We start from the raw sequence: 4,434 nt of genomic DNA on the forward strand, positions 1-4,434 counted from the left end.
CGCTTAGTGCGTGAAACCACACTCACCCGAACACGTATCCACAGGTCAACAGGCTCAAGGTCTGACGACATCCAAGCGAGTGAGCCAAGTCAGGTCTGGCCTTTGTCCAGGCCGCAGGCCTGTTTAGCGAGCTGGTGGTCCTCTTCGATCCTCCAGCGCAGTGTGGCGACCGCGACCAGGCGGGCCAGCGGCGCCGGGCCGGTGGTGAAGCACCGGTAGTAGGACAGTTTGCGGGTGTAGCGGTGCCGCCGCACCAGCAGGACCGCGTCACCGGCCTGGTCACCGGCCTGGTCTGGGCCGTTGGGGGTGTCGTCGGGAGCGATGGCGAGTATGGCCCAGTCGTAGGAGCGGACGCCTTTGGTTCCGGTTCCGGTGCGTACGCGCTGCCATCCGCCGTCGCCGATCAGGCGGACGGCCTTGCGGGCGGTGGTGGTGTGCGGGCCGAGCGCCACGGGGTGGTCGTGCTTGACCGCCATCACATAGTTCATGCCCAGGCTGCGGATGTGGCGGCGCAGGTCGCGGCCGCCGTAGACCTCGTCGCCGGCGGCGAACGGCGCCCGGATCGCGCGGTCGTGGGCGTGGGTGAGCATCTGGGCGGCCAGCTGCGGTTTGGTGGCGAACTCGATGTGTTCGGGGACGCCGGCCAGCTCACGGCGTTCCTCATCGCAGGCCCAGTCACGGGGTAGGTACAGGCGGCGGTCGATGATGGTGTGACCGCGTGCGGTGACATAGGTGAGGTTGACCGTGACCTGGCACAACGCGACCCCGCCCAGGCTGCCCGAGTACTGGCGGGCGGCGCCGACGCAGTCGGTGGAGGACTTGGCGTCGCCGGTCTCGTCCAGGATGAACACCGCGTCCTGACCCGCGTGGGGATCATCGCCGGTCAGGTGCCCGGCCGCCCACACCGCGGTGGCGTCCAGGACCTGCCGCTCGTCCCATTTCGCCCGCGACAGCAGATGCTGCAGCCGGTGCGGGCCGGTGTGCCCCAGCGCCTCGCCCAGGGTCCAGCAGTTGTGGTCCTCCAGCTCCATCAGCAGCCCAGCACGAACTCCCGGACCAGTCGCCGGGGCTCACACCTGCGGAAACATCCCGCGATCCGGGCCATCACCGCGTCCAGGAAATCCGCCCGGCGCTCATTACCGGCATGCGCTATCGTGCCCCCGACGGCCGCCGGGCTCTTTACTTTCGTCACACAAAGCAACGATCACGGCGGCCGTCTCGCATGTCCGGAACTCCACCCGATCGTGATCATCCCCGGGCGCCCCGCCGACCAGCAGCATCATCCCCACAGCCACGATCTACAGCTGCCGTATTGGTGAGCACAGGGTGCGCACGAACTGTAATGGATCATGGTGGATGAGGGTGCATCGCAGGGACACTGACCTGCGGAAACGTGAATTCGTCGGGATGGCGAATCATCACATAGCACGTCCGAAAAAGAACTGCTAATGCGGTTTGGGTGCAAGCCCATCCGGGGTTCAAATCCCCGATCCTCCGCCTCTGACCAGCGGTTTCCTTGATCTAGTTCGGGTTGAGGGGACCGCTGGTTTTGCGTTGGGGGGCCGATGGGGGACCGACGCGGCGGGGGACCACGGCTGCGGCTGCCTCAGCGGCCTCCTTGAAGACCTCGGGGATCACCGAGGCATAGACGTTGACCGCCTGGTTGAGATTGACGCCGATCCGCTGCACCTGGCCGCGCGCCTGCATGACGGCCTGCAGTACCTCGCGTAACTGGTTGTGCTCTCTTCTCGGTGTCCCGCTCGCCGCAGCCAGCAGCGTCAGTGCCGCCCACGCCGCGATCGCCCGGTGCTCCCGCTCGGCCGCCCTCGACACCGCCGCGTGCTCGTCATCCGAGAGCAAGATTTACAACACCCGCCTTCGTTTCGACTCGCTACGAGTCCGGCGGTTGCGCCGCTTCGCCATGGCCGCCCCAGACTCGGCGCTGCCGTCTTCAACCATCAGCCTCCAGACCCGGGATCGCGCCCGATCCCGTCCGCTGTTGTGGACCGCGCCCGGTCCGGAGCCGTAACGCTTGCGTTTTCCATTTCTTGCCCTGCGTCAGCAGAGCCTGGTGAAAGACCCTCGGGACTCGACCTCGCTCCCACCCCGGCCAGCAGCACCCAGCTTCTCTCATCCCACGCCAGTTGACTACTTTAAGCGTCGACGTGGCGTTCAGTCGTTCAAAAGCATTCGAGCGACGAGGTCCGGCGTTGCCGGACCTCGTCGCTCGATCCGACGTTGGCGTCTGCCCGACGCAGCTCAGCGCACTTTCTCAACAGCCGGGCGCAGGCCATCGGGGAGTGTGTCGTCCGGGTGCCAGGCCGAGGGAACAAGGTCGATCGGCGACTCCCCCCTGGAGCGGGAAGCCGCCGCTTCGATGCCCGGCTCCATCAGAGGGCCGGCATGGCTGACGCGCGGTGCCCGCTCACCTTTCCTCGTCCCGCTCCTCGCCGTCCCCGCGCCGACTGCGCGCCCGCTCGACGATCTGGCCGGAGAGCGTGCCCGTCGCCGAAGCGCTTGGCGGTGCCGACGTGGTCCGCTCCTGCCTCGATCGCCTTGTCCCTGACCTCCTTGGCCGCGTCCGCCCATCGTCTTGCCTCCGATGACTGTCGAGCGCGCTCGATTCCGAGCCGCTCGTGGAAGTCGACGATGGCGGTGGAGACGTGGTTACTCGACTGCACTACAGCCGGTGCTTTGGTCGGATGTATCAGCACCTTGGTGTTGGCCGTGCTGACAGCCGCGTCCATGCGAGCCATCAGGCGCTCGGTGGTCCGTGCGATGAGTTCCAGCCGGTCCTGCCGGGCGGCCTTCAGGCCGAGACGATGCCCGTCCAACTCCTCCGGGGACGCGTCCAGCACCCGGTCGAGTTCCAGCACGGCGATCGCGTCCTGCAGTTGAAAGCAGCGAGCCAGAACAGCGAGCCACTCCCGTCCCTTGGACTCTGCATCCTTCGCTGCCTTCGCGAGATCGCCAACCTTGGTCTTGGCCTCCAGCTTCTCCGTGACCGCGTCGAGTTGACGCAGCGCATAGGCCTGCGTTTCTGCGATCGTCGCCGGCGCGGTCTGCACCTTCGACCACGTGACTTCGTCGACGCGGCCTCTCTTCTCGCGGATGGTCATGGACTCTTCGATGACGAGCCCCATGCCGATCATCCGGGCCAACACGGCGTCTTTCTGGGCGCGGAGCACGTCGTCGACCTTCTCGTCGATCGCGGCGAGATAGTCGGTGATCTCGTCCATGGTGTGCTGCATGGCGACCTGCGCCATGATCCCTGCAGCACCGGCCAGGAGCGCCGGGTTGCTTCGAAGTGCTCCGGGCCTTTTCGCGAATTCGACGAATTCCTTGATCTGCCCCTTGTTGCCCTTCAGCACGCCTGTGCTTAAACCTGACTTCTTGCTTTCGCGCAACCCGTACTTGTTGATCGCCTGCGCGGACTCCTTGAACCTTTTTCAACGTGCATTGAGCTCGCGGTTCTGCAGGACGTGGATGGCCTTGGCCAGGTGACCGGCGCGGTGGGGGCAGCAGCGTAGCTTGGTCAGGATCTTCCAGCTTTTGAGCTGGGCGTTGGCGCGTTCGCCCGGTCCGCGGAGCTTGGCGTGGGAGCGGTTGGCGTCCTTGAGCGGCTCGGGCTTGTCCTTGCCCTTGTAGGGCGTCTTGATGTGCGGGCCGGCGCCGACGTAGCCCTTGTCGGCCAGCACCAGGATCCCGGCGGTGGCCAGTGCGCGGACCAGGCCCCAGATCCGGGCGGCCTTGAGGTCATGGACCGAGCCGGGCAGCGGCCCCGACACCCACAGGATGGTTCCGTCCGGTGAGGCAATGACCTGCGTGTTCATGCCGTGCTTCTTGTGTTTGCCGGAGTAGAAGGGCCGGTCGGCTTTCACTCGGTCGATGGGGATGAGCGTGCCGTCGATGACCAGGTAGAGCAGGCCGTCCTTACGGGCTTTGGCCAGCACCCGGCCGAGTTTGGGTGATCGGGCCGACAGCAGTGTCACCGTCTCGTTGACGTAGCGCCAGGCGGTGGTGGTGCCGACCCCGAATCCGGCGCCGAGCTGCGCGAACGTCTCCCCGTTCTTCAGGTACGCCAGGTTCATCATTGCCTGCATGCCCGCTGGCAGTGCCCGGCCCTTGCTCCCGGTCTGCTTGCGGTGGCGGCCGACGACGCCGGTCACGTACTGCAGGGTCTGACGCGACAACGGCAGCGAAGAACGATAGAAAAGCATGTGAAGCCCCTGGTGGGTCGGAGGGTTGTGAGAGATCAACCGTCCTACCAGGGCTTCTTCATGTTTCAGGGCCCGCCACACCGCCCGCGATCATGCTGTGATCACCCACCCACACCTGCGTTCGACGTAATTCAGCGGGCTGGAGTCGCGAATCTGGGTCCTGACCTGGGGTGACATGCTTGTGGCCGCCTGGAGGGCGTTTCTCTAGGCGGTG

General features: G+C 66.0%; 4 protein-coding genes. All 4 read right to left on the bottom strand.

The window, feature by feature from the left end:
• Positions 1–89: 89 nt before the first annotated feature.
• Positions 90–1,031 (bottom strand): IS701 family transposase, encoded by a 942-nt coding sequence (locus ACGFIS_RS37380; RefSeq protein ID WP_392974003.1) that lies wholly within the window; start codon positions 1,029–1,031, stop codon positions 90–92.
• Between the two features lie 490 nt (positions 1,032–1,521).
• Entirely contained in the window at positions 1,522–1,860 is a 339-nt protein-coding gene (locus ACGFIS_RS37385) for a hypothetical protein (protein ID WP_392974004.1), read from the bottom strand.
• Between the two features lie 530 nt (positions 1,861–2,390).
• Positions 2,391–3,407 (bottom strand): hypothetical protein, encoded by a 1,017-nt coding sequence (locus ACGFIS_RS37390; protein WP_392974005.1) that lies wholly within the window; start codon positions 3,405–3,407, stop codon positions 2,391–2,393.
• A 42-nt stretch (positions 3,408–3,449) separates the two neighbouring features.
• A complete protein-coding gene (locus ACGFIS_RS37395; RefSeq protein WP_392974006.1) occupies positions 3,450–4,220 on the bottom strand; it encodes a transposase family protein in 771 nt (256 codons plus the stop codon).
• Between the last annotated feature and the right edge of the window lie 214 nt (positions 4,221–4,434).

This window comes from Spirillospora sp. NPDC048824 (genome assembly GCF_043198455.1).
Lineage (GTDB): Bacteria > Actinomycetota > Actinomycetes > Streptosporangiales > Streptosporangiaceae > Spirillospora.